The organism is Streptomyces sp. NPDC097595 (genome assembly GCF_044761525.1).
Lineage (GTDB): Bacteria > Actinomycetota > Actinomycetes > Streptomycetales > Streptomycetaceae > Streptomyces > Streptomyces drozdowiczii_A.
Window position 1 is genome coordinate 144873 of sequence record NZ_JBIWCN010000004.1, and the last position, 25976, is coordinate 170848.

Consider the following 25976-nt stretch of genomic DNA (forward strand, 5'->3'; position numbering starts at 1 on the left):
TCACTCCACGGTGACGGACTTCGCCAGGTTGCGCGGCTGGTCCACCTCGTTGCCCCGGGCCGTCGCGAGTTCGCAGGCGAAGACCTGCAACGGCACGGTGGCGACCAGCGGCTGAAGCAGCGTAGGCGTTGCGGGGATGCGGATGAGGTGGTCGGCGTACGGGACGACCTCGTCGTCGCCCTCCTCGGCGATGACGACGGTACGGGCGCCCCGGGCCCGGATCTCCTGGATGTTCGACACGATCTTGCCGTGCAGCACGGACCGCCCGGCCGGGGACGGCACCACGACGACGACGGGCACCCCGTCCTCGATGAGCGCGATCGGCCCGTGCTTCAGCTCACCGGCGGCGAAGCCCTCCGCGTGCATGTACGCGAGTTCCTTGAGCTTCAGCGCGCCTTCGAGGGCGACCGGGAAGCCGACGTGCCGGCCGAGGAAGAGCACGGTGTCGTGGGAGGCGAGCGAACGGGCCAGCTCCCGGACCGGCTCCATGGTCTCCAGGACCCGTTCGACCGAGCCGCTGATCTCGGAGAGCTGCCGGATGACGGTGCGGACCTCGTCGCCCCACTTGGTGCCGCGCACCTGGCCCAGGTAGAGGGCGACGAGGTAGCAGGCGACGAGCTGGGTGAGGAACGCCTTGGTGGAGGCGACGGCGACCTCGGGCCCGGCGTGCGTGTAGAGGACCGCGTCGGACTCGCGCGGGATGGTCGAGCCGTTGGTGTTGCAGATGGCGAGGACCTTCGCGCCCTGCTCGCGGGCGTGCCGCAGGGCCATCAGGGTGTCCATGGTCTCCCCGGACTGCGAGATGGCGACGACCAGGGTGTGCGGGTCCAGGATCGGGTCGCGGTAGCGGAACTCGCTGGCGAGCTCGGTCTCGCAGGGGATGCGGGTCCAGTGCTCGATGGCGTACTTGGCGATCATCCCGGCGTGGTACGCGGTGCCGCAGGCGACGATCACCACCTTGTCGACCTCGCGCAGCTCGCCCCGCGTGATGCGGACCTCGTCCAAGTGGAGGGTGCCCTCGGGGTCGATGCGGCCGAGGAGGGTGTCGGTGACGGCCTTCGGCTGCTCGGCGATCTCCTTGAGCATGAAGGACGCGTACCCGCCCTTCTCGGCGGCCGAGGCGTCCCAGTCCACGTGGTACTCGCGCACCTCGGCGGGCCGGCCGTCGAAGCCGGTGACGAGGACGCCGTCCCGGCGCAGCTCCACCACCTGGTCCTGACCGAGCTCGATCGCGGACCGGGTGTGCTCGATGAACGCGGCGACATCGGAGGCGAGGAAGGACTCGTCGTCCCCGAGCCCCACGACGAGCGGGGAGTTGCGCCGGGCGCCGACCACCACGTCGGGCGCGTCCGCGAAGACCGCGACCAGGGTGAACGCCCCTTCCAGGCGGCGGCACACCTGGCGCATGGCCTCCGCCGGCTCCCCGCTCTGGCTGTACGCCTCGGCGAGGAGGTGGGCCACGGTCTCGGTGTCGGTCTCGGAGATCAGGTCGTGGCCGCGCTCGCCGAGCTCGGCGCGCAGGGCGGCGAAGTTCTCGATGATCCCGTTGTGGACGACGGCGACGCGGCCGGCGTTGTCCAGGTGCGGGTGGGCGTTGGCGTCGGTGGGCCCGCCGTGGGTGGCCCAGCGGGTGTGCCCGATCCCGGCGGTGCCGGCCGGAAGCGGGTGCTCGCTCAGCGCCTTCTCCAGGTTGACCAGCTTCCCGGCCTTCTTGGCGGCGGCGAGCCCGCCGTCGGCGAGGACGGCGATGCCGGCGGAGTCGTACCCCCGGTACTCCAGCCGCTTGAGGCCCGCGACGACGACGTCCTGCGCCGACTGCCCGCCGACGTAACCCACGATTCCGCACATAGTGGTCCCTTCCTGGTCACCAGCCCCTGCTCTTCGCATAATCGCAGAAAACCGGGTCCACCAGCCGATTGAGGACCACGCGCCGCCGCGCCCTCACCCCGCCCGTACGGCCTCCGGCGCGGGTTCCTCGGCCTCCTTCACAGCCACCGGCCGCTCGCCCCTGACCAGCAGCAGCACCGCGACGCCCGCGACGAGGCCCACCGCACCGGCCACCACCGCGGCCGTGTTCAGCCCCGAGGCGAACGCCGTCCGCAGCGCGTGCTCCGGCATCCCGGCGGCCCGCAGCCCCTGCGCACCACCGCCGGCGAGCGCGTGGGACGCCCCGTCGCCCAGGCTGTCCGCCATCCGGGAGGTCAGCACCGTCCCGAGCACGGCGACCCCGAAGGCGTAACCGAGCTGGCGGAAGGTGTTGACCGCGCCGCCCGCCATGCCGGCCCGCTCCGGCGGGACCGCGGCGAGCGCCGCGCCCGCGATGGCCGGCGAGACCAGACCCGTACCGATGCCCGCGAGCGCCAGGCCCGGGATCAGGGCGGGCCAGGAGGAGCCCGCGCCCAGGACCGCCTGGGCGAGGGTGCCGGCGCCGATGAGGGCGAGCCCGATGCCGATGGTGAAGCGCGGCTGCACCCCGTGCAGCAGCCTGCCGCCGGCGGCGGCGACCACGAAGGAGGTCGCGGCGAGCGGCAGGACCGCCAGACCGCCCTGGACCGGGCTGAGTCCGAGGACCGTCTGCAACCAGATCGAGGTGTACGGCAGCACGCCGAACGCCGCCATGTTGAAGGCGAGCGCCCCGGCCATCACCCCGGTGAACGCGGAGGTGCGGAACAGCGACAGGTCGAGCAGCGGGTGCTCGACGCGCAGCTCCACGACGACGAAGCAGACCAGGGCGAGCGCGGCGATCCCGAACGTGGCGAGCGTCTGCCCGGACGCCCAGCCGACGCTCCCCGCCCGGACGACGGCGTACGTGGCCGCCCCGGCGAACACCGCGAAGGCGGCGGTCCCCGCCCAGTCGGTGCGCCGGTCCCGCGCCCCGTGGGACTCGGGCACGGTCCGCAGGGTCAGCCAGATCGCGGCGACGCTCACGGGGAGGTTGACGTAGAAGATCCACCGCCAGCCGGGCCCCTCGGCGAGCAGCCCGCCGACCACGGGCCCGATCGCGGCGGCGCCCCCGGCCACCGCGCCCCAGAGCCCGAGCGCCACGGACCGGTCCTTGCCCCGGTAGACCGAGGCGAGCAGCGGCAGCGTCGTCGCGAACATCGCGGCGGCCCCCACGCCCTGCACGGCGCGCGCCGCCACCAGCAGGCCCGGTGTGGAGGCGAGCCCGCAGGCCAGCGAGGCGGCGGCGAAGAGGACGACGCCGACGACGTGGACCCGGCGCCGGCCGAGCCGGTCGGCCGCCGCGCCTATGCCGAGGAGCAGAGCGGCCAGCGCGAGGGCGTAGCCGTCGATCACCCATTGCAGATCGGAGAGCGAGGCGTCGAGCGCCTTCGCCATGTCGGGCAGTGCCACGATGACGATCGTGACGTCCAGCAGCAGCATGAACGTCCCCAGACAGACCGCGGTGAGCGGCCCCCACTTACGCATGTCCTTGATCCTTCTCCCGTGCGGTTCCGTGTGACCGGCGGCCACCCCCGTACGATCGGACGCGGGCGGCCGGAATCCCCAGCCAGTGACACCCCGGCGCCGGAATCCGACATGGAAGGGGCCTTCGGGAGTGGAATCACCCACCCGGGGCGACGCCCTGGACCTGCGCATCCTGCACGCGCTGGAGCTGGACGCCCGCGCGTCCTTCAGCCGGATCGCGGCCGTCCTCGGCGTCTCCGACCAGACGGTCGCGCGCCGCTTCCGGAGGCTGCGGGCGGAGGGCGGGCTGCGGGTCGTCGGGGTCCGGTGCGCCGCGTCCGACGAGCCGTTCGAGCACTGGCTGCTGCGGGTGCGGTGCGCGCCGGAGGGCGCGACGGCCATCGCGGAGGCCCTGGCCAAGCGCCCCGACACCGCGTGGGTCGGGCTGACCTCGGGCGGCACGGAGGTGACCTGCACGGCCAACGTCCGCAACCGGGGCGACGCGGACGACCTTCTCCTCGGCAAGCTGCCGCGCACCCCGCACATCGTGGACATCCGCGCGCACCAGCTGCTGCACCGGTTCTACGGCGGCCCGAGCGGCTGGCTGCACAAGAGCACCGCGCTGACGGCCGAGGAGACCGCCGCCCTGGCCCCGCCCCCCGACTCCGCCCCGCCCGGCCCGCGGGTCATCACCGCCGACGACGAACCCCTGGTCGCCGCGGTGGAACGGGACGGCCGGGTCACGTACGCCGAACTCCAGAGCGCGACCGGCCTCTCCGAATCGGCGGTCCGCCGCCGCCTGGCCCGGCTGACCGCGTCCGGCGCGCTGTACGTGGACGTGGAGTTCGACGCCGGCTACTTCGGCTTCCGCAACTCCAGCATGCTCTGCGTCACCGCCGCCCCCCGCGCCCTCCACGCGGTGGGCGAGGCGCTCGGGGCCGACCCGGAGGTGGCGTACGCGGCGGCCACCACGGGCCCGTCGAATCTGATGGCGGTCGTGATCACCCGCGATTCCGCCCACTTGTACCGCTACCTCAGCGAGCGCCTGGGCGGCCTGGACGGCGTCGAGCACGTGGAGTCGATGCCGCTGCTGCGCCGGGTGAAGCAGCTGACGTACCGGCAGTTCCGGGGGTAGCGCCCGCCCGGCGACGGGCTCGGGGACCCCTCGGCTCAGGCCCGGCAGGTCTTCGAGAATCTGGTGCGTTGTCGACGTGAAGCGGCCGCCGTCCAGGTGGCCGCGCTCTACCGGCCCGAGCCGCTCATCGAGGTGGAGGCGCTGGCCGTCATTCCCTGGTGACCCGACGAGCCGCCCGGTTCACCCCGCCGCCCCCGGCGACCGCAGCCATCCCCCGGCCCGGGCCACCTCGCCCGCCACGCGCAGGAGTCGGGCGGTGATCGGGCGTCCGCCCCGGCCCCGGGTGAGGAGGTGGAGTTCGATGGCGGCTCCTCCGGTCAGGGGGCGCCAGACCAGGCCCGCCGGCAGGCTCGGGGCGGCCGAGTCGCCGACGACCGAGACCGCGTCGCCCCGGGCGACCGGGGTGTGGCCGGCGTCGAACGTCAGGGGGCGGAGGAGGAGTTCGGGGGTGGCGCCCGCCTCGGCCAGGAGGGCCGTGATCGCGTCGTAGTGGCCGGGGTTGGCCTCGCGCGGGTGGATGAGGAGCGTCTCGGGGGACAGCTCGGCCGGGTCCACGGCGGGGCGCGCCGCGAGGCGGTGGGCGGCGGACATCAGGACGCCCTGCGGTTCCAGCCGTACGAGCGTCCGCACGAGTTCGGGCGTCGGCGGCGGGCAGCGGACCAGGCCCGCGTCGAGGGTGCCGTCGGCGACGCCGGACAGGATCTCGGCGGTGGCCAGCAGCCGGGTGTCGGCGGTGATGGCGGGCAGCCGCTCCGCCAGGGCGGCGAGGATCGCGGGGGCCGTCTCGTAACTCGTACTCATGCTGTAGCCGAGCACCAGCGTGCCGCTCTCGCCGCCGGCGAAGCCGCGCACCTCGCGCCAGAGGCGGTCCGCCTCCTCGCTGAGGGCCGCGCCGCGCTCCATCAACAGCCGCCCGGCCTCCGTGGGTTCGACGGAGTGCGTCGTGCGGTCCAGGAGGCGTACGCCCAACTCCCGCTCCAGCTCCCGGATCTGGCGGCTGAGCGCGGGCTGCGCGATGTGCAGGCGCTCGGCGGCGCGGGTGAAGTTGCGCTCCTCCGCCACGGCCAGGAAATAGCGGAGGCGCCGTAGATCCGACATGCCGAACAGCATATGAGCTGCGGTGATGCCGGACGGTTCTGAAGCGATCGGAAACAGGTCTTTCCCTGCGCGGGCCCGGTCTCCGTAGCGTTCAGGCATCGGAGAAAAGCAGTCACGAAAGGACTTGCGACCATGAGCAGCACCCCCAAGGACATCGTCCTCGACTACATGAAGACCCTCGCCGCGGGCGACATGGACCGGCTGAGGGCGTTCTTCGACGCCGATACCACCTGGACGCTCGCCGGTGACCTGCCCGTCTCGGGCACCTGGACCGGCCCGGACGAGATCTTCGACGAGTTCGTGGCGACGATGACCGCCCGGCTGGTGCCGGAGACCGTGGAGATGGAGTTCCTGGGCGTGATCGCGGAGGGCGAGCGGGTCCTCGCGGAGTGGAAGACGCGCGGGCTCACCCGGAAGGGCGGCCGGTACGACCAGCACTGCCTGGCCGTGTTCACCGTGCGCGACGGCCGCATCGCCGCCGTCCGGGAGCACTTCGACACCCTGCACGCCCACAACGTCGTCTTCGCCTGAAAAGCTGAGGAGCTGAGGAACCCGCCATGCGCGCACAACTTCCCGCCCCCGCAGCGGGCGGCACGGTCCACATCGACGAGGCCCCCGAGCCCGAACCCGCCGCCGACGAGGCCCTGGTCGCGGTCGAGGCGTACTCGGTCAACCGGGGCGAGACCTTCCAGCTCGACGGGCAGCTGGACCGCCGGTGGCCCGGCTGGCGGCCCGGCAAGGACGTCGCCGGCACGGTCGTACGGGCCGCCGCCGACGGCACCGGACCGGCCGCCGGGACCCGCGTCGTCGCCCACCCGCCCGCGTACGGCTGGGCCGAGCGCGTCGCCGTCCCGGTGCACAGCCTCGCCGCGCTCCCCGACAGCGTCGACGCGGTGACGGCGGCGGCCCTCCCGCTGGCCGGGATCACCGCACTGCGCCTGCTGCGCGCGGCGGGCCCGGTGGCGGGGCGGCGGGTCCTGCTCACCGGGGCGAGCGGGGGCGTCGGCCACTACGTCACGGAGCTGGCGGCCTCCTCGGGCGCGGCGGTGACGGCGGTCAGCGCGACCCGGGAGCGCGGGGCGCGGCTGCTGGAGCTGGGGGCCGAGGCGGTGGTGACCTCGCCCAAGGAGGCGGAGGGCCCGTTCGACGTGGTCCTGGAGTCGGTGGGCGGGGACTCGCTGCCGGCCGCGCTGGCCCGGCTGGCCCCGGGCGGCCTCCTGGTCTGGTTCGGCCAGGCGAGCCGCACCCCGGTCACGCTGGACTTCTTCGACTTCTTCAAGGGCCCGGCCCAGGCCCGTATCGCCCACTTCGACTACACCCTCGCCGACACCACGTACGCGGCCGAACTCGCCACCCTGGTACGGCTGGTGGCGGGCGGGCGGCTGCACCCGGAGATAGGCTCGGTCCGCGACTGGTCGCGCACCGGGGACGCCATCACGGACATCCGGGCGCGCCGGGTGCGGGGGAACGCGGTCCTTACGGTGGGATGAGAAATCGGGACGCTGTACGGCGATGAGTCCGGGCCTCCCGAGGAGTCACCCCTTGCGATGTCACCCATTCACCGGGAGAGAGCACCCATGACTCAACTGCTGAAGGTCCAGAACTTCACCGTCTCCGCCGACGGAGTCGCCTGCGGGGAGAACCAGACCCTGGAGCGGCCCTTCGGCCATGTCGACCCGGGGCAGCTGTTCTCCTGGGCCGGGGCGACGGCGAGCTGGCCCAACCGGACCGACCCGGGCGGCAGCCGGGGCCTGGACGACTACATGACGCGGGACTTCTCGCACAACATCGGCGCCGAGATCATGGGCCGCAACAAGTTCACTCCGCAGCGCGGCCCGTGGGAGAACCACGAGTGGCAGGGCTGGTGGGGCGACGAGCCGCCGTTCCACACCCCGGTGTTCGTTCTGACGCACCACGAGCGGCCCTCCTTCACGCTCTCCGACACGACCTTCCACTTCGTGGCCGGCGAGCCCGCCGAGGTCCTGGCCCAGGCCCGGGAGGCCGCGCAGGGCAAGGACGTCCGGCTCGGCGGCGGGGTCTCCACCATCAGGGAGTTCCTGGACGCCGACCTGGTGGACACCCTGCACGTGGCGGTGTCCCCGGTGAAGTTCGGGACGGGCATGCGCCTGTGGGACTCCCCGGACGACCTCCGCGACCGGTTCCACCTGGACGTCGTGCCGAGCCCGAGCGGGGTGACGCACCACCTGTTCTGGCGGAAGTAGCCCCCCGAGCCGTGCGGGGAGGCAGGACGTTGCATGATCATGCGAGATGATGCATAATCTTCCTATGTCCAAGGTCCTCACCTCCCTGCCCACCGGCGAACGCGTCGGCATCGCCTTCTCGGGCGGCCTCGACACCTCGGTCGCGGTCGCGTGGATGCGCGACAAGGGTGCCGTCCCGTGCACCTACACCGCCGACATCGGCCAGTACGACGAGCCCGACATCGCCTCGGTCCCGGGTCGCGCCCAGGCGTACGGCGCCGAGCTCGCCCGCCTGGTCGACTGCCGCGCCGCACTCGTGGAGGAGGGCCTGGCCGCGCTGACGTGCGGGGCGTTCCACATCCGCTCGGGCGGCCGGGCGTACTTCAACACGACGCCGCTGGGCCGCGCGGTCACCGGCACGCTCCTGGTCCGGGCGATGCTGGAGGACGACGTCCAGATCTGGGGCGACGGCTCCACGTTCAAGGGCAACGACATCGAGCGGTTCTACCGCTACGGCCTGCTGGCCAACCCACACCTGCGCATCTACAAGCCCTGGCTGGACGCCGAGTTCGTGACGGAGCTCGGCGGCCGCAAGGAGATGTCGGAGTGGCTGGTCGCCCACGGCCTGCCCTACCGGGACAGCACCGAGAAGGCGTACTCCACGGATGCCAACATCTGGGGCGCCACCCACGAGGCCAAGACGCTGGAGCACCTGAACACCGGTGTGGAGACCGTCGAGCCGATCATGGGCGTGCGGTTCTGGGACCCGTCGGTCGAGATCGAGACCGAGGACGTCACGATCGGCTTCGACCAGGGCCGCCCGGTCACGATCAACGGCGAGAAGTTCGAGACCGCCGTCGACCTGGTCCTGAAGGCGAACGCCATCGGCGGCCGCCACGGCATGGGCATGTCCGACCAGATCGAGAACCGGATCATCGAGGCCAAGAGCCGGGGCATCTACGAGGCCCCCGGCATGGCCCTGCTGCACGCCGCGTACGAGCGCCTGGTCAACGCCATCCACAACGAGGACACCCTCGCCCAGTACCACAACGAGGGCCGCCGCCTCGGCCGGCTGATGTACGAGGGCCGCTGGCTGGACCCGCAGGCGCTGATGGTCCGCGAGTCGATCCAGCGCTGGGTCGGTACGGCCGTCACCGGCGAGGTCACCCTGCGGCTGCGGCGCGGCGAGGACTACTCGCTCCTCGACACCACGGGCCCGGCCTTCAGCTACCACCCGGACAAGCTGTCCATGGAGCGCACCGAGGACTCCGCCTTCGGCCCGGTCGACCGCATCGGCCAGCTCACCATGCGGAACCTGGACATCGCGGACTCCCGCGCCAAGCTGGAGCAGTACGCCGGCCTCGGCATGATCGGCACCGCGAACCCGGCCATCGGCGCGGCCCAGGCCGCCGCCACCGGCCTGATCGGCCAGCTCCCCGAGGGCGGCGCCGAGGCCATCGCCTCGCGCGGCGAGGTCTCGGACCAGGACGAGATGCTGGACCGCGCGGCGATGGAGTCCGGCACGGACTAGTCGCCACGGCGCGTACGACGAAAGGGCCGGGCACCCCTGGGGCGCCCGGCCCTTTCGTACGCCCCTCCCCCACGTGACCGAGCCCACTCTCCGCCCCGTTCGTACTCCCGTCGAACTCCCGCAACAATGTTCCCGTGATCACTTCGCCGACCCGGAGCACGAACCGACGCGCCGAGCACGCCGCGACGCCGTACGTCGACCTCTCCCGGGCGGAGTGGAGCGCGCTGCGCGACAAGACGCCGCTGCCGCTGACCGCCGAGGAGGTGGAGCGGCTGCGCGGGCTCGGCGACGTCATCGATCTCGACGAGGTGCGGGACGTCTACCTGCCGCTCTCGCGGCTGCTGAACCTGTACGTGCAGGCCACCTCAGGGCTGCGCGGCGCGCTCAACACCTTCCTCGGCGACGCGGGCAACGGGCAGGGAGCGCAGCGCGGCACCCCGTTCGTCATAGGCGTCGCGGGCAGTGTCGCCGTCGGCAAGTCCACCACCGCGCGCATCCTCCGCGCGCTGCTGGCCCGCTGGCCCGAGCACCCCCGGGTCGAGCTGGTCACCACCGACGGGTTCCTGCTGCCGATGAAGGAGCTCCACGCGCGCGGACTGATGTCCCGCAAGGGGTTCCCGGAGTCGTACGACCGGCGCGCCCTCACCCGTTTCGTCGCCGACATCAAGGCGGGCAAGGACGAGGTCACCGCCCCGGTGTACTCGCACCTGATCTACGACATCGTGCCCGGCGAACAGCTCACCGTGCGCCGCCCGGACATCCTCATCGTGGAGGGGCTGAACGTCCTCCAGCCCGCCCTGCCCGGCAAGGACGGCCGCACCAGGGTCGGGCTCGCCGACTACTTCGACTTCAGCGTGTACGTGGACGCCAAGCCGGAGGACATCGAGACCTGGTACCTCAACCGCTTCCGGAAGCTGCGCGAGACGGCGTTCCAGGACCCGTCCTCGTACTTCCGCAAGTACACCCAGGTCTCCGAGGCCGAGGCGATGGAGTACGCGGCCACCATGTGGCGCACCATCAACCGGCCGAACCTCGTGGAGAACGTGGCGCCGACGCGCGGACGTGCCACGCTGGTGCTGCGCAAGGGGCCCGACCACAAGGTCCAGCGGCTGTCGCTGCGCAAGCTCTGAACCGGGAAGGGTCCGCCCCGTGCTGCATCTGCGCCTGCTCGTCCCCGCCGACCGCACGGACGAGGTGACGGACCTGCTGGAACGGACCGTCGGCACCGCGCACCTCGCGGTGCTGCCGGGCGTCGCGCGCGACCCGGTGGGCGACATCGTGCTGTGCGACGTGGCGCGCGAGGCGGGCGACGAGCTGATCGCCGAGCTGCGCAGGATCGGGCTCGACGAGTTCGGCGCGATCACCGTGGAGAACATGGACCTGACGCTCTCCGCGCGCGCCGACCGCGCGGAGGAGGCGGCGCCGGGCGAGGGATCGGACGCGGTGCTCTGGGAGGAGCTGGTCGAGGCCACGCACGACGACTCGACGTTCAGCGCCACCTATGTCGCGTTCCTCGCGGTGGCGACGATGCTCGCGGCCTGCGGGGTGATGCTCGACAACGCGATCCTGATCGTGGGCGCGATGGCGGTGGGCCCCGAGTTCGGGCCGCTCGCCGGGATCTCGACGGCGCTGGTGCAGCGCGCCCCGCGCCTGGTGGGGCGCTCGCTGATCGCGCTGATCGGCGGGTTCGCCGCGGCGATGCTGCTGACAGTGGGCTTCGCCTGGCTGATGGACGCCTTCGGGCTGTTCGACATGGCGATGATCGAGGGGAAGCGGCCCAACACCGCGTTCGTCTGGCAGCCGGACTGGATGTCGTTCGTCGTGGCGTTCCTCGCCGGCATCGCGGGGACGCTCTCGCTGACCTCGGCGAAGTCCGGCGCGCTCATCGGGGTCGCGATCTCGGTGACCACCGTGCCGGCGGCCGCCAACGCGGCGGTGGCCTTCAGCTACCGGGACTACGGCCAGATGACCGGGTCCGTCCAGCAGCTGCTGGCGAACCTCGGCGGGATCGTGGCGGCGGGCACGCTGACGCTGCTGGTGCAGAAGGCGCTGTGGCGGACGACCCGCCGCCACCAGCGGGCCCACCAGCGCGCCCACACGAAGCCCACGGCACCGACGCGCTGAGAACGGACCACGGGAGGGGCGGGCGCCCGCAAGAACGCCCGCCCCTCCCCCGGACTGCTAGCCCAGCGCCGACTTCACTACGTCCGCCAGCTGCCCCGCCACCGTGCGGGCCTGCTCGATGTCCGCCGCCTCGACCATGACCCGCACCAGCGGCTCCGTGCCCGAGGGGCGCAGCAGCACGCGGCCGGTGTGGCCCAGCTCGCGCTCGGCCTCCGCGACGGCGGCGGCCACGTCCTGCGAGGTGTGCACGCGGGACTTGTCCACGTCCGGGACGTTGACCAGGACCTGCGGCAGGCGCTCCATGACCCCGGCCAGCTCGGCGAGCGAGCGGCCCGTGGCGGCGACCCGGGCCGCGAGCATCAGGCCGGTCAGGGTGCCGTCGCCGGTCGTGGCGTGGTCCAGGACGATGACGTGGCCGGACTGCTCGCCGCCCAGCGCGTAGCCCTCGGCCTTCATGGACTCCAGGACGTAGCGGTCGCCGACGGCCGTCTGGACGAGCTGGATGCCCTCGCGCTCCATGGCCAGCTTGAAGCCGAGGTTCGACATCACGGTGCCGACCACGGTGTCCCGGCGCAGCTGTCCGGCCTCGCGCATGGCGAGGGCCAGCACGGCGAGGATCTGGTCGCCGTCGACCTCCTGGCCCGCCGCGTCCACGGCCAGGCAGCGGTCGGCGTCGCCGTCGTGCGCGATGCCCAGGTCCGCGCCGTGCTCGACGACGGCGGCGCGCAGCAGCTCCAGGTGGGTGGAGCCGCAGCCGTCGTTGATGTTCAGCCCGTCCGGCTCGGCGCCGATCGTGACGACCTCGGCCCCGGCGCGGGCGAACGCCTCGGGCGAGACGCGGGCGGCGGCGCCGTGCGCCTCGTCCAGGACGACCTTCAGGCCGTCGAGGCGGTTCGGGAGGACGCCGATGAGGTGGGCGACGTACCGGTCGAAGCCCTCCACGTAGTCCGTGACGCGGCCGACGCCGGCGCCGGTGGGGCGGGTCCACGGCTCACCGGTGCGGTGCTGCTCGTAGACCGTCTCGATGCGGTCCTCCAGCTCGTCGGCGAGCTTGTGGCCGCCCCGGGCGAAGAACTTGACACCGTTGTCCGGCATGGCGTTGTGGCTGGCGGAGAGCATGACCCCGATGTCGGCGCCGAGCGCGCCGGTCAGGTAGGCCACGGCCGGGGTCGGCAGCACGCCGACGCGCAGGATGTCGACGCCCGCGCTCGCCAGGCCGGCCACGACGGCGGCCTCCAGGAACTCTCCGGAGGCGCGTGGGTCACGGCCCACCACGGCCGTCGGCCGATGGCCCTCGAAGGTGCCCGCCTCGGCCAGTACGTGTGCCGCGGCCACCGAGAGACCGAGCGCGAGCTCGGCCGTCAGGTCCGCATTGGCGACACCGCGCACGCCGTCCGTGCCGAAGAGTCGTCCCACTGGTGTCCTCCGAAAGTGCTCCGAAACGCAAAAGATCAGATCATGCAACCAACAAGCCTATGAACGCCTTATGCCGTTATATGCCCGAGGATGTCGATAAACGAACGCCCCGGCAGCACGAGAGGTGCCGCCGGGGCGAACGGTAACGCGGATGAGCAGGCGGTTTAGCGCTTGCTGTACTGCGGGGCCTTGCGGGCCTTCTTGAGACCGGCCTTCTTGCGCTCGACCGCACGGTCGTCGCGGGAGAGGAAGCCGGCCTTCTTCAGGGTCGCGCGGTTGTTGTCCACGTCCGCCTCGTTCAGCGCGCGGGCCACGCCCAGGCGCAGGGCGCCGGCCTGACCCGAGACGCCGCCACCCGCGATGCGGGCGATGACGTCGTAACGGCCGTCGAGCTCGAGCACCTTGAAGGGCTCGTTGACTTCCTGCTGGTGCACCTTGTTCGGGAAGTAGCTCTCGAGGGTGCGACCGTTGATCTTCCACTTGCCGGTGCCCGGAACGATCCGGACGCGGGCGATGGCGTTCTTGCGACGGCCAAGGCCGGCGGCGGGCTGCGGGTCGCCGAAGCGGCCGGCGAGCGACTCGGAGGTGTACTCACCCTCGACGGGGACCTCGGACTCGAAGGTGGTCACCTCGGCGAAGGTCTCCTCGCCCTCGGTGCCCTCGACGGTCTCAACAGTGGTCTCGGCCACGATTCTCCTCAGATCTTTCTTTATGTCTTTGGGGGGAGGCCGGAACTACTGCGCGACCTGGGTGATCTCGTACGGGACCGGCTGCTGCGCAGCGTGCGGGTGCTGGTCGCCCGCGTAGACCTTCAGCTTCGAGATCATCTGGCGGCCCAGGGAGTTCTTGGGGATCATGCCCTTGATGGCCTTCTCGACGGCCTTCTCGGGGTTGTTCGCGAGCAGGTCGTCGTAGCGCACGGAGCGCAGACCGCCCGGGAACCCGGAGTGGCGGTACGCCATCTTCTGGGTCCGCTTGTTGCCGGACAGGTGAACCTTGTCGGCGTTGATGATGATGACGAAGTCGCCCATGTCCATGTGGGGGGCGTAGATCGCCTTGTGCTTGCCTCGCAGGAGGTTCGCAGCCGTGGTGGCGAGACGGCCCAGGACGACGTCCTGCGCGTCAATGATGTGCCACTGGCGAGTCACATCGCCGGGCTTGGGGCTGTACGTACGCACTTCGTAGCCTTCGCTTCTTCAGTGGATGGGGTCCAGACACACGACACCTCTGAAGCGATCATGCAGCTGGGGCACGCAATGCCGGGGCGATGCCCGTATGCGAGCCACTGGTAACTGCTCCAGAGAACCTGCGCAAGGGCTCTGCGCGTCATGAAGACGCAGCCCATACGCATAACAAAGGTCGAGACTACCCGTCCGGCCCCGGACGGGTCAAAACGCGCCCCCCTACCGCGCCCGCTCGACCCGCCGCTCGTCCCACACCGGCTCCGTCGTCTCGCGGACGACCCCGTCCGAGCCGAAGACCAGGTACCGGTCGAAGCTCTTGGCGAACCACCGGTCGTGCGTCACCGCGAGCACCGTGCCGTCGTACGCCTCCAGCCCGTCCTGCAACGCCTCCGCCGACTCCAGGTCCAGGTTGTCCGTCGGCTCGTCCAGCAGCAGCGCGGTCGTGCCGGACAGCTCCAGGAGCAGGATCTGGAACCGGGCCTGCTGCCCGCCGGACAGCTTCTCGAACGGCTGGTCGCCCTGCCGCTCCAGCTCGTAGCGGCGCAGTACGGACATCGCCCCGCCCCGGTCCTTCGCGTGCCCGGTCCACAGGATGTCGACCAGCGTGCGGCCCAGCAGCTCCGGGTGCGCGTGGGTCTGCGCGAAGTGCCCGGGGACCACCCGCGCACCGAGCTTCCACTCCCCCGTGTGCGCGACGGGCTCGCCCGCCAGGAGCCGCAGGAAGTGGGACTTGCCGGACCCGTTGGAGCCGAGGACCGCGACCCGTTCCCCGTAGAAGACCTCCAGGTCGAACGGTTTCATCAGGCCGGTCAGCTCCAGGCCCTCGCAGGTCACCGCGCGCACCCCGGTGCGGCCGCCGCGCAGCCGCATCCGGATGTCCTGCTCGCGCGGCGGCTCGGGCGGCGGGCCCGCCTCCTCGAACTTCCGGAACCGGGTCTGCATCGCGTGGTAGCGGCTCGCCATGTCGGGGCTGATCGCCGCCTGCTGGCGCAGCCGGTGCACGAGCGCCTTCAGCCGTTTGTGCTCCTCCTCCCAGCGCCGCAGCAGCTCCTCGAAGCGGGCGAACCGCTCCTTGCGGGCCTGGTGGTACGTGTCGAAGCCGCCGCCGTGCACCCAGACGTCGCTGCCGGCCGGGCCGGGCTCCACGCTGACGATCTTCTGCGCGGCGCGGGACAGCAGCTCCCGGTCGTGGGAGACGAAGAGGACGGTCTTACGGGTCTCCCTCAGCCGCTCCTCCAGCCACCGCTTGCCGGGCACGTCCAGATAGTTGTCCGGCTCGTCCAGGAGCAGCACCTCGTCGGGGCCCCGCAGCAGGGCCTCCAGGACCAGCCGCTTCTGCTCACCACCGGAGAGCGTGCGCACCTCGCGCCACTGCGCCTTCTCGTACGGGACGCCGAGCGCGGCCATGGTGCACATGTCCCACACCGTCTCGGCCTCGTAGCCGCGCGCCTCCGCCCAGTCGCTCAGCGCCTGCGCGTACGCCATCTGCGCGGCCTCGTCGTCCACGGTGAGGATGCGCTCCTCGGCCCGGTCGACGGCGAGCGCGGCCTCCCGGATACGCGGCTGCGCGACGGAGACCAGCAGGTCGCGGACGGTGCGCTCGTCGCGGACCGAGCCGACGAACTGGCGCATCACGCCGAGCCCGCCGCTCACCGACACCGAGCCGCCGTGCGGCTGGAGCTCCCCGGCGAGCAGCCGCAGCAGCGTGGTCTTGCCGGCGCCGTTCGCCCCGACGAGGGCGACGACGGCACCGTCGGCCACCCGGAACGAGGCATCGCCGAGCAGCACCCGCCCGTCCGGAAGGTAGTACTCAAGGTGGCCCGCTTCGAGATGTCCCATGCAGAGCATTGTCACGGGCGCCGGAGGGTTGGCCCAACCGGATTACGCGGCGTCTAGGCCCTGTCGTCACATTCCCGTCGTCCGCCCGGAGGGCGGGCCGGGCGGCGTCAGGTGCATCCCCAAGTTCTCGGCTTCGCTCGAACAGGGGAGACCCCACTTCTCGGCGTGCCGGCCCCAGACCCCTGTACTGGATGTACTGGGGTCTGGGGCCGGTGCGGCGAGAGTGCGTGCATGGCGTCGCCCGGCAGACGGGAATGTGACGACAGGGCCTAGGATGCGCGGCATGAGTTTTGGGGACGGGGGGCCCTCCGAGGGGCCCGGGAACGGCGGCACTCCCGACTGGGAGGCGCTGGCCGATGCCTCCGCGGCCCGGGCCCGGCGCAAGAAGTGGCTGCTGATCGGCGGCGGCGCCCTCGCCACGGCAGCCGTCGCCGCGGTCGTGGCGACGGCGGTGATCTCCGCGAACGGCTCCGGCTCAGGCAACCGGGCCGGGAAGCACGCCAGCGAGCTGCCCACGGCGGACGACCTGCCGACCGAGCTCCCCGCGCCCGAGCCGTCCTTCTCGTCGGTGGCGCCCCCGCCCCCGCCGGACCCCCGGGACTACATCGCCGACGTGAAGAAGGACCGGCTGCCGGTCGACGTCGACGCCTTCTTCCCCGACGACAAGCTGACCGCCGGAGGCCGTACGTACGCCAGGGGCGCGACCCACCGCACCAAGCAGTGCGCGGCGACCACCCAGGGCGCGCTGGGCGCGGTCCTCACCGCCAACGGCTGCGACCAGGTCATCCGGGCCACGTACAGCCGGGACGGCGTGGCGGTCACCGTCGGCATCGCGGTCTTCGACACGGAGGCCCAGGCGAAACGCACCGCGCAGCTGGCGACCGGCGGGCTGGCCTCGCTGAGCGGGTCGGGCGTCCCGGTCTTCTGCCGCGACGGCGTGATCTGCCGCCGCACCGCGAACTCGTACGGCCGGTACGCGTACTTCACGGTCGGCGGCTTCACGGACGGCCGCAACGCCACCAAGGCCGACAAGGACGTCTACACGACCGGCGACGACCTGACGGACTACACGTTCCGCCGCATCCGCCACCGCGGCGAGGTCCAGGCATCGGCCGCCGCCGACATCACGACCACCTAGGGAGGTGTCTTGCCGGTCAGGGCCGGCAAGACACCCCCTAGCAGCAGCCCGCCCCCGGCAGCGTCCGCACATTGCGCGCCTCCACCGCACGCGCCGCCAGCAGCTCGTCCGCCGGGTACGCGACCTCCTCCAGCGTCAGCCCGTGCGGGCGCACCACGTGCACCCCTGGGTCGCGCACGGCGGCGGCCAGCACCTCGGCCGGCCAGGGGTCGGGGCGCCGCCCGTCGCCGACGAAGAGCATCGCCCCGACGAGGGCGCGCACCATGTTGTGGCAGAAGGCGTCCGCCTGCACGGTCCCGGTGATGATCCCGGTCTCCGCGTCGCGCACCCAGTGCAGCTTCTGGAGCGTCCGGATCGTCGTCGCGCCCTCGCGCTTCTTGCAGTACGCCGCGAAGTCGTGCTCCCCGGTCATCCGCGCCGCGGCGGCGTTCATCGCGGCCACGTCCAGCGGCCGGTCGTGCCAGAGCACATGGCCCCGGACGAGGGGGTCGACGCCGCCGGGGCGGTCGGCGACGCGGTACGCGTACCGGCGCCACAGGGCGGAGAACCGGGCGTTGAACCCTGGCGCCGCCTCCGCGATCCGCCAGACCCGCACATCGGGGGCCATCCGCCCGGCGAGCCGCCTCAGCAGCTTCTCGGCGTGCTCGGCCCACACCTCGTCCGGCAGGTCGACATGGGCGACCTGGCCCCGGGCGTGCACCCCGGCATCCGTGCGGCCGGCCACCGTCAGGTCGTACGTGCGTGAGGAGCGGGTCACGGTCCGCAGCGCGTCCTCGATCTCGCCCTGGACCGTCCGCCGCGCGGTCTGCTTCGCCCAGCCCGAGAAGTCCTTGCCGTCATAGGCCAGGTCCAGCCGTACCCGTACGAAACCGGGCTCCACCTCGTCACTCACCAGCGCATCCTCTCAAGATCCCGCACAGCCGAACGGGCCCGCACCGCCCCGGAGGGTGATGCGGACCCGTTCAGTGGTTCCGGAACGCTCAGGCGTCCTGCGCGTCCTCGACGGACTCGACCGGGGTCTCGTCCTTCTTGGCCGCGTCTTCCTTGACCGCACGCTTGGTGGCGGCCTCGGCCTCACCGGTGGCCTGCTGCGCCACGGTCAGCGCCTCGACCAGCTCGATGACGGCCATCGGGGCGTTGTCGCCACGACGGTTGCCGATCTTGGTGATGCGGGTGTAACCACCGGGGCGGTTCTCGTAGCGCGGGGCGATCTCGGTGAAGAGCGTGTGGACGATGCCCTTGTCCGTGATCGACTCCAGCACCAGGCGACGGTTGTGGATGTCGCCCTTCTTCGCCTTGGTGATGAAACGCTCCGCGACCGGACGCAGGCGACGCGCCTTGGCCTCGGTCGTGGTGATGCGGCCGTGCTCGAACAGCGACTTCGCGAGGTTGTTGAGAAGAAGCTTCTCGTGCGCGGCGCTGCCGCCCAGACGGGCACCCTTGGCGGGCTTCGGCATGGGTTTTCTCCTTGTGTGCTGCACCGGCCGTATCAGGTACCGATGTCAGTTCCCACGCGGCGGCCGCCGCGCGGAAGTGTGAAAACGCCGTCCGCACTGGACATCGGGCATCAGCCCAATTCAAGCCCGTCCGGCGATTGAGGACAAAAGCCCTCACCCGGACCGGGGCACCCACACGGGCACCCCAGCCGGGAGGCGACTCAGTACTGCTCGGTCTCCACGAAACCCGCGTCCGCGTCGTCGTCGGCGCCAAAGGCGTCCGCGGCGGCGGTGGGGTCGAAGCCGGGAGGCGAGTCCTTCAGCGCCAGGCCCATACCGGCCAGCTTCGCCTTGACCTCGTCGATCGACTTCGCACCGAAGTTGCGGATGTCGAGCAGGTCCGCCTCGGAGCGGGCCACCAGCTCGCCCACCGAGTGGATGCCCTCGCGCTTGAGGCAGTTGTACGAGCGGACCGTGAGCTCCAGCTCCTCGATCGGCAGCGCCAGGTCCGCCGCGAGCGCGGCGTCCGTCGGCGACGGGCCCATGTCGATGCCCTCGGCGTCGATGTTGAGCTCGCGCGCCAGACCGAACAGCTCGACCAGGGTCTTACCGGCCGAAGCCATCGCGTCACGCGGACGCATGGCCTGCTTGGTCTCGACGTCGACGATCAGCTTGTCGAAGTCGGTGCGCTGCTCGACACGGGTCGCCTCGACCTTGTACGTGACCTTGAGCACCGGCGAGTAGATGGAGTCGACCGGGATACGGCCGATCTCCTGGCCCACCTGCTTGTTCTGGACGGCGGAGACGTAGCCGCGACCGCGCTCGACGGTCAGCTCCATCTCCAGCTTGCCCTTGCCGTTCAGCGTGGCGAGGACGAGGTCCGGGTTGTGCACCTCGACACCGGCCGGCGGAGCGATGTCCGCGGCGGTGACCAGGCCGGGGCCCTGCTTGCGCAGGTACATCACGACGGGCTCGTCGTGCTCCGAGGAGACGACCAGCTGCTTGATGTTGAGGATGAGGTCGGTCACGTCCTCCTTGACGCCCGGCACGGTGGTGAACTCGTGCAGGACACCGTCGATGCGGATGCTCGTGACAGCGGCACCCGGGATCGAGGAGAGGAGCGTGCGGCGCAGGGAGTTGCCGAGCGTGTAGCCGAAGCCCGGCTCCAGCGGCTCGATGACGAAGCGCGAACGGAATTCGTCGACGACCTCTTCGGTCAGCGACGGACGCTGAGCGATAAGCATGCTGTGATCCTTCAGTCGGGGGCACCCACTATTTGATGCCCGACAGATGTAACAAGGGTACGGGCGGTACGCCCCCGAAGAGGTGTACCGCCCGGACCCGGCGCTACTGGCGCACGGCCGTCACCGGCCGTGACGACTCAGACGCGGCGACGCTTCGGCGGACGGCAGCCGTTGTGCGGCGTCGGGGTGACGTCCTGGATCGAGCCGACCTCAAGGCCGGTGGCCTGGAGGGAGCGGATCGCGGTCTCGCGGCCGGAGCCCGGACCCTTCACGAAGACGTCGACCTTGCGCATGCCGTGCTCCTGCGCGCGGCGGGCGGCCGACTCGGCGGCCATCTGCGCGGCGAAGGGGGTGGACTTGCGCGAGCCCTTGAAGCCGACGTGGCCGGCGGAGGCCCAGGAGATCACGTTGCCCGAGGGGTCCGTGATCGAGACGATCGTGTTGTTGAACGTGCTCTTGATGTGCGCGTGGCCGTGAGCGACGTTCTTCTTTTCCTTGCGACGCACCTTCTTGGCTGCGCCCTGACGACCCTTGGGGGGCATGTCTTGACTCCAGATGGAGAGGGGAGGTGATCGGTCCTACAGCGAAGACCGCTGGTTGCTGCGGAGGCCGGGAAGCCGGTCGCCCGCAGTGCGTCCGCTGAGGACTACTTCTTGCCGGGCTTCTTCTTGCCGGCGATCGCGCGACGCGGACCCTTGCGGGTACGGGCGTTGGTGCTGGTGCGCTGGCCGTGGACCGGCAGACCGCGACGGTGACGGAGACCCTGGTAGCAGCCGATCTCGACCTTGCGGCGGATGTCGGCCTGGATCTCGCGGCGGAGGTCACCCTCGGTGCGGAGGTTGGCGTCCACGTACTCGCGGATCTTGACCAGGTCCTCTTCGGCCAGGTCGCGAACGCGGGTGTTCGGGTTCACGCCGGAGGCGGCGAGGATCTCCTTGGACCGGGTGCGCCCGATACCGAAGACGTAGGTGAGGGCAACCTCCACGCGCTTTTCGCGCGGGATGTCAACACCTGAAACGCGTGCCATTCAATGGCTCCAGTTGTTAAGTCGGGGGTCTTCCGCAGAACCACTCCCGGCCGCCGACCCCTCGCTGGGAGAGGTGGTACGTCCGGGTCCCCGGCCCCCGCCGGAGGTGTCGTCAGCCGCGGCTTGGACGGGCTCTGCGTATGTACGTATTACGTGCGTCGCGCGAACTGCGAGATGCAGGGGGTCGTGCGTCAGCCCTGGCGCTGCTTGTGGCGCAGGTTGTCGCAGATGACCATGACCCGGCCGTGACGGCGGATCACCTTGCACTTGTCGCAGATCTTCTTGACGCTCGGCTTGACCTTCATGGGATGTCAGGTTCTCCGGGTCAGTGCCCACGCCCGCACGGGTGCGGACGGCGGCAAGATCTACTTGTAGCGGTAGACGATCCGGCCACGCGTCAGGTCGTACGGAGAGAGCTCCACGACGACCCGGTCATCCGGGAGGATGCGGATGTAGTGCATACGCATCTTGCCGCTGATGTGCGCGAGGACCTTGTGACCGTTCTGGAGCTCCACCCTGAACATGGCGTTCGGGAGGGACTCGATCACGGTGCCCTCAATCTCGATGGCACCTTGCTTCTTGGCCACGCTTCGCCCTTCGAATCGGCTACCTTGATCGACTTTCGTCCCCCGCATGCGGACACACGGATGCACGAGAGCCGACGAGTCAGTCTACGTCAGCGGACTCCCAAAGGCGAATCCGTCAAGTTTGCCCATCCGGGGAGATCCTTAGACCTCCCCGGCGCAACGGATCAGCCCAGGGGGTCGGGAGCGGCCTCCACGCCGTACTGCGCCAGCTTCTCGCGGCCGCAGTCCGGGGCGGTGAGGACCAGCGGGCCCTGCTCCGTCAGGGCGATGGAGTGCTCCCAGTGCGAGGACCAGGTGCCGTCCGTGGTGATGACGGTCCACTCGTCCTCCAGCACCTCCGTGTGCGGGGTGCCCAGCGAGACCATCGGCTCGATGGCCAGGCAGAGGCCCGGGACCAGCTTGACGCCCTTGCCGCGCTTGCGGGAGACGTAGTTCAGCAGATGCGGGTCCATGTGCATCTCGGTGCCGATGCCGTGCCCGCCGTAGTCCTCGATGATCCCGTACTTGCCGGTGGCGGGGCGGGGCTGGCGGCGGATGTAGGACTCGATCGCCTTGGAGATGTCGACCAGGCGGTTGTTGACCTTCATCGCCGCGATGCCGGCCCACATCGACTCCTCGGTCACCCGGGAGAGCTCGACCAGCTCCGGCGCGTGCCCCGTACCGACGAAGGCGGTGTACGCGGCGTCGCCGTGCCAGCCGTCCACGATCGCGCCGGCGTCGATGGAGATGATGTCGCCGTCCTTGAGAACCGTCTTGTCGTCCGGGATGCCGTGGACGACGACCTCGTTGACCGAGGTGCAGATGGTCGCGGGGAACCCGCCGTACCCGAGGAAGTTCGACTTCGCGCCGTGATCGGCGATCACCTTGCGGGCGACCTGGTCCAGGTCGCGGGTGGTGGCGCCGGGCACCGCCGCCTCACGGGTCGCCGCGTGGATGGCAGCGACCACCAGCCCCGCCTCGCGCATCTTCGCGATCTGCTCGGGGGTCTTGATCTGCACCATGCTGCGGCGCCTTTCCGGTGGGACGGTGAACGGGGGGCGGGTCTTCCACGATACGCGGCGGCAAGCAGTCGGCCGCGGCGTCCGAGGACGCCGCGGCCGGCTTGTACTGCGTGTGCTGCGCTTACGAAGGGGTGCTGGGCGCTCAGTCCTCCGCGGACTTCTTCAGCGCCTCCATGGCCCGGTCGGTCACGTCGGTGACCTTGCCGAGTGCGGAGATGGTGACCACCAGGTCCTGTGCCCGGTAATAGTCGATGATCGGCTCGGTCTGCGTGTGGTAGACCTCCAGCCGGGTACGCACCGTCTCCTCGGTGTCGTCGTCGCGCTGGTACAGCTCGCCGCCGCAGGTGTCGCAGACACCCTCGGTCTTCGGCGGGTTGTACGTGGCGTGGAAGACGTGCGCGCTGTCGTTGCGGCAGATGCGGCGACCCGCGATCCGCTTCACGACCTCGTCCTCGGGGACCTCCAGGTCGAGCACGGCGTCCAGCTTCACGCCCTCGTCCTTGAGCATCACGTCCAGAGCTTCGGCCTGGCCCACGTTGCGCGGGAAGCCGTCGAGCAGGAAGCCGTTGACCGCGTCCGGCTGGGACATGCGGTCCTTGGCCATCCCGATCGTCACCTCGTCCGGCACCAGCTGCCCCGCGTCCATGTAGGCGCGGGCCTGCTTGCCAAGGTCGGTGCCCTGGCTGATGTTGGCGCGGAAGAGGTCGCCCGTGGAGATGTGCGGAATCGACAGGTTCTTGGCAAGGTACGCGGCCTGCGTTCCCTTGCCGGCACCCGGCGGGCCGACGAGGACGATTCGCATCAGCGGAGGAACCCTTCGTAATTGCGCTGCTGGAGCTGACTCTCGATCTGCTTCACGGTCTCCAGACCCACACCCACGATGATGAGGATGCTCGTCCCGCCGAACGGGAAGTTCTGGTTAGCGCCACCGAAGCTTGCCAACGCCATCGTCGGCACCAGAGCGATCAGACCCAGGTACAGCGAGCCCGGCCAAGTGATCCTGTTGAGCACGTAGCTCAGGTACTCGGCAGTAGGTCGACCAGCCCGGATACCCGGGATGAAGCCACCATACTTCTTCATGTTGTCGGCGACTTCCTCGGGGTTGAACGAGATCGCCACGTAGAAGAAGGCGAAGAACACGATCAGGAGGAAGTAGACCGTCATGTAGTACGGGTGGTCGCCCTTGGTCAGGTTGTCCTGGATCCAGATGGCCCAGCCGGCCTTGGAGTTGGAGAACTGGACGATCAGGGCCGGGATGTAGAGCAGCGAAGAAGCGAAGATGACGGGAATCACACCCGCCTGGTTCACCTTCAGCGGGATGTAGGTGGAGGTGCCACCGTACGAACGGCGTCCGATCATGCGCTTCGCGTACTGCACCGGGATACGGCGCTGGGCCTGCTCGACGAAGACGACGAGGGCCACCATGACGAAGCCGACCAGGATGACGGTGAAGAACTCGATCCAGCCGTCCGCCAGCTTGCCGCTGGTCTTGATGGCCCACATGGCCGACGGGAAGGTCGCGGCGATCGAGATGAACATCAGGATCGACATGCCGTTGCCGATGCCGCGGTCGGTGATGAGCTCACCGAGCCACATGACGGCGGCGGTGCCGGCGGTCATCGTGATGACCATCGTGATGGTCGTGAACAGCGAGTCGTTCGGGACGATCTGGTCGGCGACCGGGCAGCCGCTGAACAGGGCACCGCTGCGAGCGGTGGCCACCAGGCCCGTGCCCTGGAGGATGGCGAGCGCCACCGTCAGATAACGCGTGTACTGCGTGATCTTCGCCTGGCCGGACGACCCCTCCTTCTTGAGCGCCTCGAGTCGGGGGATGACCACGGTCAGCAGCTGGAGAATGATGCTGGCCGTGATGTACGGCATGATGCCGAGCGCGAAGATCGTGATCTGCAGCAGCGCACCACCGCTGAACATGTTCACCAGGCCGAAGAGGCTGTTGTTGCCCTTGCTGGCCTGATCAACACAGGTCTGGACGTTCTCGTAGCTCACGCCCGGTACCGGGATGTGGGCCCCGAGCCGGTAGAGCACGATGATGCCGAGAGTGAAGAGCAGCTTCTTGCGCAGGTCGGGCGTCTTGAACGCCCGGGCGAAGCCGGTGAGCACGGTGCCTCCTGCGACCCCCGCGCAGAGCGTAGAGGTGACGGTCTTGAGGATCGACGGATACGTAAAAGCCAAGGAGCCCGGACGCGTGCGCCCAGGGGATACCACAGCAACGGACGCCACCTTACCGGCGTACATGCCCCCCTAGGAACGACCAACCGGGGATGCCCCATTTGAGAGGGCATCCCCGGTCGGATGTTCAGGTCACCTAAGTGTCCGAGTTGTCTCAGACGAGCTCGGTGACGGTACCGCCGGCGGCGGTGATCTTCTCCTTGGCGGAGCCGGAGACGGCGTCAACCGAAACCTGCAGCGCCACGGAGATCTCGCCCTGTCCGAGGACCTTGACGAGGTGGTTGTTGCGCACGGCACCCTTGGCGACCAGGTCGGCCACCGTGACCTCTCCACCCTCGGGGTAGAGCGTCGCGAGCTTGTCCAGGTTCACGACCTGGTACTCCGTGCGGAACGGGTTCTTGAAGCCCTTGAGCTTCGGGAGACGCATGTGGAGGGGCATCTGCCCACCCTCGAAGCGCTCCGGAACCTGGTAACGGGCCTTGGTGCCCTTGGTACCACGACCAGCGGTCTTACCCTTGGACGCCTCACCACGACCCACACGGGTCTTGGCGGTCTTGGCGCCCGGGGCAGGCCGGAGGTCATGCGCCTTCAGCGGCTTGTTCTCCGCCATGTCAGTCGACCTCCTCAACCGTCACGAGGTGGCGGACGGTGTGCACCATGCCGCGGAACTCGGGGCGGTCCTCCTTGACAACCGAGTCGTTCAGGCGCTTGAGCCCGAGCGAACGCAGGGTGTCGCGGTGGTTCTGCTTGCTGCCGATGTACGACTTCGTCTGCGTGATCTTGAGACGGGCCATTACGCACCCGCTCCCGCACGCGCACGAAGCAGGGCCGCGGGGGCGACGTCCTCGAGGGGCAGACCGCGGCGGGCCGCGATCTCCTCGGGACGCTGCAGGCCCTGGAGGGCCGCCACGGTCGCGTGCACGATGTTGATCGGGTTCGAGGACCCGAGCGACTTCGACAGGATGTCGTGGACGCCGGCGCACTCGAGAACGGCGCGCACCGGGCCACCGGCGATCACACCGGTACCGGGGGAAGCCGGCTTGAGCAGGACGACGCCCGCAGCCTTCTCACCCTGGATCGGGTGAGGGATGGTGCCCTGGATACGCGGGACCTTGAAGAAGTTCTTCTTGGCCTCTTCCACGCCCTTGGCGATGGCCGCGGGAACTTCCTTGGCCTTGCCGTAACCGACACCGACGGTGCCGTCACCATCGCCCACCACGACCAGCGCGGTGAAGCTGAAGCGACGACCACCCTTCACAACCTTGGCGACTCGGTTGATCGCGACGACGCGCTCGACGTACGCGGTCTTCTCGGCGGCGGCAGCGCCGCCGTCACGGCCCTTCCGGTCCCGCCGCTCGCCGCCACCGGCACCGCTTCCGCGGCGCTGGGGTCCAGCCATTGGATTTACCTCTCTCTG

The 25976-nt window shown here is 70.4% G+C and carries 28 protein-coding genes; 8 read left to right on the forward strand and 20 right to left on the reverse strand.

Annotated features, from left to right (window positions below):
• Entirely contained in the window at positions 1-1848 is a 1848-nt protein-coding gene (gene glmS / locus ACIQZN_RS07770) for a glutamine--fructose-6-phosphate transaminase (isomerizing) (protein ID WP_403989395.1), read from the reverse strand.
• 93 nt (positions 1849-1941) lie between these two features.
• On the reverse strand, positions 1942-3429 hold the full coding sequence (locus tag ACIQZN_RS07775) for an MFS transporter (protein ID WP_403989397.1): 1488 nt from the start codon (positions 3427-3429) through the stop codon (positions 1942-1944).
• Positions 3430-3559: 130 nt separating this feature from the next.
• On the opposite strand from ACIQZN_RS07775, the gene ACIQZN_RS07780 reads away from it, so the two are divergent.
• Positions 3560-4543 carry an Lrp/AsnC family transcriptional regulator gene (locus tag ACIQZN_RS07780; protein ID WP_403989399.1) on the forward strand — a complete coding sequence of 328 codons (984 nt, stop codon included), beginning with the start codon at positions 3560-3562 and terminating at the stop codon, positions 4541-4543.
• A 180-nt stretch (positions 4544-4723) separates the two neighbouring features.
• Here ACIQZN_RS07780 and ACIQZN_RS07785 read toward each other — a convergent pair whose 3' ends face one another.
• Positions 4724-5641 (reverse strand): LysR family transcriptional regulator, encoded by a 918-nt coding sequence (locus tag ACIQZN_RS07785; RefSeq protein ID WP_403989401.1) that lies wholly within the window; start codon positions 5639-5641, stop codon positions 4724-4726.
• A gap of 132 nt (positions 5642-5773) precedes the next feature.
• On the opposite strand from ACIQZN_RS07785, the gene ACIQZN_RS07790 reads away from it, so the two are divergent.
• The 6 genes from ACIQZN_RS07790 to ACIQZN_RS07815 all read left to right on the forward strand — a co-directional run bounded on the left by ACIQZN_RS07790 (position 5774) and on the right by ACIQZN_RS07815 (position 11497).
• Positions 5774-6172, forward strand: a complete 399-nt coding sequence (locus ACIQZN_RS07790; RefSeq protein ID WP_403989403.1) for a nuclear transport factor 2 family protein — start codon at positions 5774-5776, stop codon at positions 6170-6172.
• A gap of 26 nt (positions 6173-6198) precedes the next feature.
• Positions 6199-7131, forward strand: coding sequence for a zinc-binding dehydrogenase (locus ACIQZN_RS07795; RefSeq protein ID WP_403989405.1), 933 nt, complete (start codon positions 6199-6201; stop codon positions 7129-7131).
• Between the two features lie 87 nt (positions 7132-7218).
• Positions 7219-7863 (forward strand): dihydrofolate reductase family protein, encoded by a 645-nt coding sequence (locus ACIQZN_RS07800; protein WP_403989407.1) that lies wholly within the window; start codon positions 7219-7221, stop codon positions 7861-7863.
• Between the two features lie 64 nt (positions 7864-7927).
• Positions 7928-9373: an argininosuccinate synthase gene (argG, locus tag ACIQZN_RS07805; RefSeq protein ID WP_403989409.1), complete on the forward strand. Its 1446-nt coding sequence runs from the start codon at positions 7928-7930 to the stop codon at positions 9371-9373.
• A 134-nt stretch (positions 9374-9507) separates the two neighbouring features.
• On the forward strand, positions 9508-10503 hold the full coding sequence (gene coaA, locus ACIQZN_RS07810; protein ID WP_403989411.1) for a type I pantothenate kinase: 996 nt from the start codon (positions 9508-9510) through the stop codon (positions 10501-10503).
• Positions 10504-10522: 19 nt separating this feature from the next.
• Positions 10523-11497 (forward strand): DUF389 domain-containing protein, encoded by a 975-nt coding sequence (locus ACIQZN_RS07815; protein WP_403989413.1) that lies wholly within the window; start codon positions 10523-10525, stop codon positions 11495-11497.
• Between the two features lie 57 nt (positions 11498-11554).
• On the opposite strand, the gene glmM is transcribed toward ACIQZN_RS07815, so the two are convergent.
• From glmM to ACIQZN_RS07835, 4 genes are all read right to left on the reverse strand, one after another.
• Positions 11555-12913, reverse strand: coding sequence for a phosphoglucosamine mutase (glmM, locus tag ACIQZN_RS07820; protein WP_403989415.1), 1359 nt, complete (start codon positions 12911-12913; stop codon positions 11555-11557).
• Positions 12914-13077: 164 nt separating this feature from the next.
• Positions 13078-13602: a 30S ribosomal protein S9 gene (gene rpsI / locus ACIQZN_RS07825; protein WP_018101205.1), complete on the reverse strand. Its 525-nt coding sequence runs from the start codon at positions 13600-13602 to the stop codon at positions 13078-13080.
• Between the two features lie 45 nt (positions 13603-13647).
• Entirely contained in the window at positions 13648-14091 is a 444-nt protein-coding gene (gene rplM, locus ACIQZN_RS07830) for a 50S ribosomal protein L13 (protein WP_018101206.1), read from the reverse strand.
• Between the two features lie 225 nt (positions 14092-14316).
• Positions 14317-15945, reverse strand: a complete 1629-nt coding sequence (locus ACIQZN_RS07835; protein WP_403989905.1) for an ABC-F family ATP-binding cassette domain-containing protein — start codon at positions 15943-15945, stop codon at positions 14317-14319.
• A gap of 274 nt (positions 15946-16219) precedes the next feature.
• Between ACIQZN_RS07835 and ACIQZN_RS07840 the strand changes: the two genes are divergently transcribed.
• Entirely contained in the window at positions 16220-17074 is an 855-nt protein-coding gene (locus ACIQZN_RS07840; RefSeq protein ID WP_403989418.1) for a hypothetical protein, read from the forward strand.
• A gap of 37 nt (positions 17075-17111) precedes the next feature.
• On the opposite strand, the gene truA is transcribed toward ACIQZN_RS07840, so the two are convergent.
• From truA to rpsE, 13 genes are all read right to left on the reverse strand, one after another.
• The gene (gene truA / locus ACIQZN_RS07845; protein ID WP_403989420.1) at positions 17112-17966 is read right to left on the reverse strand and encodes a tRNA pseudouridine(38-40) synthase TruA; all 855 of its coding nucleotides are present in this window, start codon (positions 17964-17966) and stop codon (positions 17112-17114) included.
• A gap of 88 nt (positions 17967-18054) precedes the next feature.
• Positions 18055-18531, reverse strand: coding sequence for a 50S ribosomal protein L17 (gene rplQ / locus ACIQZN_RS07850; protein WP_403989422.1), 477 nt, complete (start codon positions 18529-18531; stop codon positions 18055-18057).
• A gap of 200 nt (positions 18532-18731) precedes the next feature.
• The gene (locus tag ACIQZN_RS07855) at positions 18732-19754 is read right to left on the reverse strand and encodes a DNA-directed RNA polymerase subunit alpha (RefSeq protein WP_003966937.1); all 1023 of its coding nucleotides are present in this window, start codon (positions 19752-19754) and stop codon (positions 18732-18734) included.
• Between the two features lie 137 nt (positions 19755-19891).
• The gene (rpsK, locus tag ACIQZN_RS07860) at positions 19892-20296 is read right to left on the reverse strand and encodes a 30S ribosomal protein S11 (RefSeq protein WP_003956432.1); all 405 of its coding nucleotides are present in this window, start codon (positions 20294-20296) and stop codon (positions 19892-19894) included.
• 104 nt (positions 20297-20400) lie between these two features.
• Complete coding sequence (rpsM, locus tag ACIQZN_RS07865; RefSeq protein ID WP_018101211.1) at positions 20401-20781, reverse strand: 30S ribosomal protein S13; 381 nt, start codon at positions 20779-20781, stop codon at positions 20401-20403.
• A 191-nt stretch (positions 20782-20972) separates the two neighbouring features.
• Positions 20973-21086: a 50S ribosomal protein L36 gene (gene rpmJ / locus ACIQZN_RS07870; RefSeq protein ID WP_003956441.1), complete on the reverse strand. Its 114-nt coding sequence runs from the start codon at positions 21084-21086 to the stop codon at positions 20973-20975.
• A gap of 60 nt (positions 21087-21146) precedes the next feature.
• Positions 21147-21368, reverse strand: coding sequence for a translation initiation factor IF-1 (gene infA / locus ACIQZN_RS07875; RefSeq protein WP_014047798.1), 222 nt, complete (start codon positions 21366-21368; stop codon positions 21147-21149).
• Positions 21369-21532: 164 nt separating this feature from the next.
• Positions 21533-22369: a type I methionyl aminopeptidase gene (gene map / locus ACIQZN_RS07880; RefSeq protein WP_330313311.1), complete on the reverse strand. Its 837-nt coding sequence runs from the start codon at positions 22367-22369 to the stop codon at positions 21533-21535.
• A 142-nt stretch (positions 22370-22511) separates the two neighbouring features.
• A complete protein-coding gene (locus ACIQZN_RS07885; protein ID WP_403989425.1) occupies positions 22512-23171 on the reverse strand; it encodes an adenylate kinase in 660 nt (219 codons plus the stop codon).
• Positions 23171-24490 carry a preprotein translocase subunit SecY gene (gene secY, locus ACIQZN_RS07890; protein ID WP_328904426.1) on the reverse strand — a complete coding sequence of 440 codons (1320 nt, stop codon included), beginning with the start codon at positions 24488-24490 and terminating at the stop codon, positions 23171-23173. The genes ACIQZN_RS07885 and secY overlap by 1 nt, the downstream gene beginning before the upstream one ends.
• 223 nt (positions 24491-24713) lie before the next feature.
• A complete protein-coding gene (gene rplO, locus ACIQZN_RS07895; protein ID WP_018519290.1) occupies positions 24714-25169 on the reverse strand; it encodes a 50S ribosomal protein L15 in 456 nt (151 codons plus the stop codon).
• Between the two features lies 1 nt (position 25170).
• A complete protein-coding gene (gene rpmD / locus ACIQZN_RS07900) occupies positions 25171-25353 on the reverse strand; it encodes a 50S ribosomal protein L30 (RefSeq protein WP_003966943.1) in 183 nt (60 codons plus the stop codon).
• The gene (gene rpsE, locus ACIQZN_RS07905) at positions 25353-25958 is read right to left on the reverse strand and encodes a 30S ribosomal protein S5 (protein WP_018101216.1); all 606 of its coding nucleotides are present in this window, start codon (positions 25956-25958) and stop codon (positions 25353-25355) included. The genes rpmD and rpsE overlap by 1 nt, the downstream gene beginning before the upstream one ends.
• Positions 25959-25976: the final 18 nt, after the last annotated feature.

Excerpts from the sequence above, each read along its gene's own strand:
- glmS (WP_403989395.1), bottom strand. The coding sequence starts at position 1,848 with ATGTGCGGAATCGTGGGTTACGTCGGCGGGCAGTCGGCGCAGGACGTC.
- ACIQZN_RS07775 (WP_403989397.1), bottom strand. The coding sequence starts at position 3,429 with ATGCGTAAGTGGGGGCCGCTCACCGCGGTCTGTCTGGGGACGTTCATG.
- ACIQZN_RS07785 (WP_403989401.1), bottom strand. The coding sequence starts at position 5,641 with ATGTCGGATCTACGGCGCCTCCGCTATTTCCTGGCCGTGGCGGAGGAG.
- ACIQZN_RS07790 (WP_403989403.1), top strand. The coding sequence starts at position 5,774 with ATGAGCAGCACCCCCAAGGACATCGTCCTCGACTACATGAAGACCCTC.
- ACIQZN_RS07795 (WP_403989405.1), top strand. The coding sequence starts at position 6,199 with ATGCGCGCACAACTTCCCGCCCCCGCAGCGGGCGGCACGGTCCACATC.
- ACIQZN_RS07800 (WP_403989407.1), top strand. The coding sequence starts at position 7,219 with ATGACTCAACTGCTGAAGGTCCAGAACTTCACCGTCTCCGCCGACGGA.
- argG (WP_403989409.1), top strand. The coding sequence starts at position 7,928 with ATGTCCAAGGTCCTCACCTCCCTGCCCACCGGCGAACGCGTCGGCATC.
- ACIQZN_RS07835 (WP_403989905.1), bottom strand. The coding sequence starts at position 15,945 with ATGCTCTGCATGGGACATCTCGAAGCGGGCCACCTTGAGTACTACCTT.
- ACIQZN_RS07840 (WP_403989418.1), top strand. The coding sequence starts at position 16,220 with ATGAGTTTTGGGGACGGGGGGCCCTCCGAGGGGCCCGGGAACGGCGGC.
- rplQ (WP_403989422.1), bottom strand. The coding sequence starts at position 18,531 with ATGCCGAAGCCCGCCAAGGGTGCCCGTCTGGGCGGCAGCGCCGCGCAC.
- ACIQZN_RS07855 (WP_003966937.1), bottom strand. The coding sequence starts at position 19,754 with ATGCTTATCGCTCAGCGTCCGTCGCTGACCGAAGAGGTCGTCGACGAA.
- rpsK (WP_003956432.1), bottom strand. The coding sequence starts at position 20,296 with ATGCCCCCCAAGGGTCGTCAGGGCGCAGCCAAGAAGGTGCGTCGCAAG.
- rpsM (WP_018101211.1), bottom strand. The coding sequence starts at position 20,781 with ATGGCACGCGTTTCAGGTGTTGACATCCCGCGCGAAAAGCGCGTGGAG.
- rpmJ (WP_003956441.1), bottom strand. The coding sequence starts at position 21,086 with ATGAAGGTCAAGCCGAGCGTCAAGAAGATCTGCGACAAGTGCAAGGTG.
- map (WP_330313311.1), bottom strand. The coding sequence starts at position 22,369 with ATGGTGCAGATCAAGACCCCCGAGCAGATCGCGAAGATGCGCGAGGCG.
- ACIQZN_RS07885 (WP_403989425.1), bottom strand. The coding sequence starts at position 23,171 with ATGCGAATCGTCCTCGTCGGCCCGCCGGGTGCCGGCAAGGGAACGCAG.
- rplO (WP_018519290.1), bottom strand. The coding sequence starts at position 25,169 with ATGGCGGAGAACAAGCCGCTGAAGGCGCATGACCTCCGGCCTGCCCCG.
- rpmD (WP_003966943.1), bottom strand. The coding sequence starts at position 25,353 with ATGGCCCGTCTCAAGATCACGCAGACGAAGTCGTACATCGGCAGCAAG.
- rpsE (WP_018101216.1), bottom strand. The coding sequence starts at position 25,958 with ATGGCTGGACCCCAGCGCCGCGGAAGCGGTGCCGGTGGCGGCGAGCGG.